General features: G+C 72.9%; 2 protein-coding genes and 1 pseudogene. All 3 read right to left on the bottom strand.

What is annotated here, in order from left to right; all coding sequences use genetic code 11:
- A partial coding sequence (tilS, locus tag ACREEF_RS15715; protein ID WP_431566505.1) for a tRNA lysidine(34) synthetase TilS occupies nucleotides 1–972 on the bottom strand: 972 nt, incomplete at its 3' end.
- Nucleotides 973–1,067: 95 nt separating this feature from the next.
- Nucleotides 1,068–1,916 carry a tetratricopeptide repeat protein gene (locus ACREEF_RS15710; RefSeq protein WP_431566504.1) on the bottom strand — a complete coding sequence of 283 codons (849 nt, stop codon included), beginning with the start codon at nucleotides 1,914–1,916 and terminating at the stop codon, nucleotides 1,068–1,070.
- 49 nt (nucleotides 1,917–1,965) lie between these two features.
- Nucleotides 1,966–2,595 (bottom strand): annotated as a pseudogene (locus ACREEF_RS15705) (DUF3667 domain-containing protein); the annotation flags it as partial.

Below are 2,595 nucleotides of genomic sequence, written 5' to 3'. Positions count from 1 at the left end.
CGCCTCGACCCGCCAGCCCGGCTCGCTCGCCGTGATCTCGAACCGCCCGGGCCAGACGGCGGCGACGCCAGGCTCCAGCCGCAGCGCCTCCGGGGTCCGACGCCGCATCTCTCCCGGCTCGCGCATCAGCCGCACCCGTGCGCCCTCCGCCTCGACCCGCGCGCCCGCCAGCCCCGCGACGAAATCCTCGCCTCCCGCCAGCCGCGCCTTCAACGCCGCCAACCGCTCCCCGCGCGGCGGAACCGATCCGCCCCCCGCACACAGCAGCGCCGCCGCCAGCGCCAAGGACGACACGTCGCGCGAAACCTCCAGCACCCCGGCCCAGACGAGACGCCCCGCTTCTCCCTCCCCTTCATGGGGAGGGTGGTCGCGCAGCGACCGGATGAGGAGCGCTTCATCGCCCGTGTTCGCCAGCGCCGCCCGCGCCCGGCTACGCCCGAAGCGCTCATCGGCATTGGCCGGGTCCTCGATCCAGCCGATCCCCCGCGCCCTCAGATAGTCCCGCAGCCCCTCGCGCCGCTCGTCCAGCAGGGGCCGCAGCAGCATCAGCCCGCGCCCCTCGGGCCAGACCGGCGACGGCGACCAGTCGCGCACCCGCCCCAGGGTCGAGCCCCGCGCCCGCATCCAGTCGGCCTCGGCGACGTCGTCGTTGGTGTGGGCCAGCAGCACGACCCGCGCCCCCGCCGACCGCGCCGCCTCGGCGATCAGGCCATGACGGGCCGCCCGCGCCCGCGCCGTCAGCCCCGGTCCGGGGACGGGCGCGGCCCAGCTTAGACCCCGCCAGTCGGCCCCGACATCGCGCGCGGCCTCGCCCGCGAACCGGGTCCAGTCCGCGCTCATCGCATTGAGGTTGTGATCCACCGTCAGGGCCAACAGCCGCCGCCCCCGCGCCTTCGCCCAGTCGGCGGCCAGATGCAGCAGGGCCATGGAGTCGCCCCCGCCCGACAGAGCCAAGACGATGGGGGCCAGCACGACCGGCTCGGCCCTTCCCGCATCCCCGTCTTTGGCAAGCCGGGCGTCCAGCCGGGCCCAGACCCGGCCGGTCAGGACCTCGGCGTCGGCTGGCGTCAGCTGCAGTTCGCCCGCGTGCGCAGTTGCGTGGCGCGGGTCTTCTGCGCCGCCGTGGCGGTGTCGGCGTAGCGACGGGTGAACTCGGTCAGGGCGCCGCAGGCCTGGGTGGCGCGGTCGGTGGCGCGCAGGGCCTCGGCCAGCTTCAGCGTCGTCTCCGGCGCCCAGGGCGTGCGCGGCCAGCCGTTCAGGGCGGCGGCGTAGGCGGGCACGGCGGCGGCGTTGTCGCGCGCGGCGACGTGCAGGTCGCCCAGACGCGAGTTGGCCTCACGCGATTGCGGCGTGCCGGGCCAGGTCACGATCACCGTCTCCAGCGCCCGCTGCCCGCGCGGTCCGTCGGTGCCCAGCAGGCGCAGCGCCGCCGTCAGGTCCTGGCCCGCGTCGCCGGTCGGCGAGTGGGCCGTGATCGGCCCGTTCAGCTCGGCTTCTTCTTCAGCCGCCTTCTCGGCGCGCTCGACCCGGCCTTCCAGGTCGCGCAGACGACGGCTCAGGGCGGCGTTGTCGCGCGTCGCCTCGTCCAGCTGGAAGGTCAGGCGCTCGCCGTCGGCGTTCACCCGCTGGAAGGTCTGCTCCAGGTCCGACAGGCGGCGCTCCATGATCTGGAGCTGCCCCTGCATGGCGACGACCTCGGGGTCCGGCTCGACCAGCACGGGCTGGCCGGCGGCGTTCCTCTGGGTCAGGGCGCGTTCCAGACGGCGGACGTTGCGGTCCAGCTGGTCCAGACGGCGCTTGTCCCACTGGACCGGCTCCATCGGCACAGTCTGGGCGACGACCGCGCCCCCGATCAGGGTCAGGCCGATGGCCGTCAGGGCGGCGGATTTGGTCAGTCGGAACGGGAGCTTCAGCATGATCCTGTCGTCCCACCGATTTGCGGCGTCCGCAAGGCCGGGGCCGCCATCAGTGTCCTAGCCCCAGATAGATGATGGCGAGGATGAACAGGGTCGCGGCGATCTCGCAGAAGATCAGCAGGGCCACGGTCCGCCACAGGGTCGAGAAGATCTTGAGGCTGTAGGCGCCTTTCAGCTGGGCGAACATATGCACCGGCACGATCAGGGCCGCCACCAGCCCCGCGACGGGCCCCGCCCCCTTCACCGTCGTCGCCAGCACCACCACCGCCATCAGCAACAGCGACATGAAGGTCAGGGAATAAAGGACGAAGACCCCGTGGTCGTACAGGGTGAAGCCCCGCTTCCACAGGAACATCAGGGCCACGAACGGGATCGACAAAGGCACCAGCAGGAAGGCGAATTTGTAGATGGTCTGCTGCAGCTTGTAGAGCGCCAGATCCGGGTTCTTCAGCTTCTTGGCCACCGTCTTGGTCAGGCCGTTCGCCTCCCCGTCCTTGCCCACGTCGGCGGCGACGTCGGCCACCTGGGCCTGCCAGCTGCCGGGCGTCAGGCCGTCCTTGCGGCCCTCGACGGCGTCATGCTGCAGCCGTTCCAGCTTGGCCTTCTCGCTGATCACCCCGGCCTGGGCGGCGGCCAGAACCCCGGCGGCCGCGCCGGCGCGCGCGCCGCTGTCGAACGC

This window comes from Brevundimonas sp. (assembly GCF_050729455.1).
Classification (GTDB): domain Bacteria; phylum Pseudomonadota; class Alphaproteobacteria; order Caulobacterales; family Caulobacteraceae; genus Brevundimonas.
This window is presented reverse-complemented; position numbering and strand designations above follow the sequence as displayed.

Bases quoted from the DNA above. Each gene is read 5' to 3' on its own strand.
- ACREEF_RS15710 (WP_431566504.1), bottom strand. From the start codon at position 1,916: ATGCTGAAGCTCCCGTTCCGACTGACCAAATCCGCCGCCCTGACGGCC.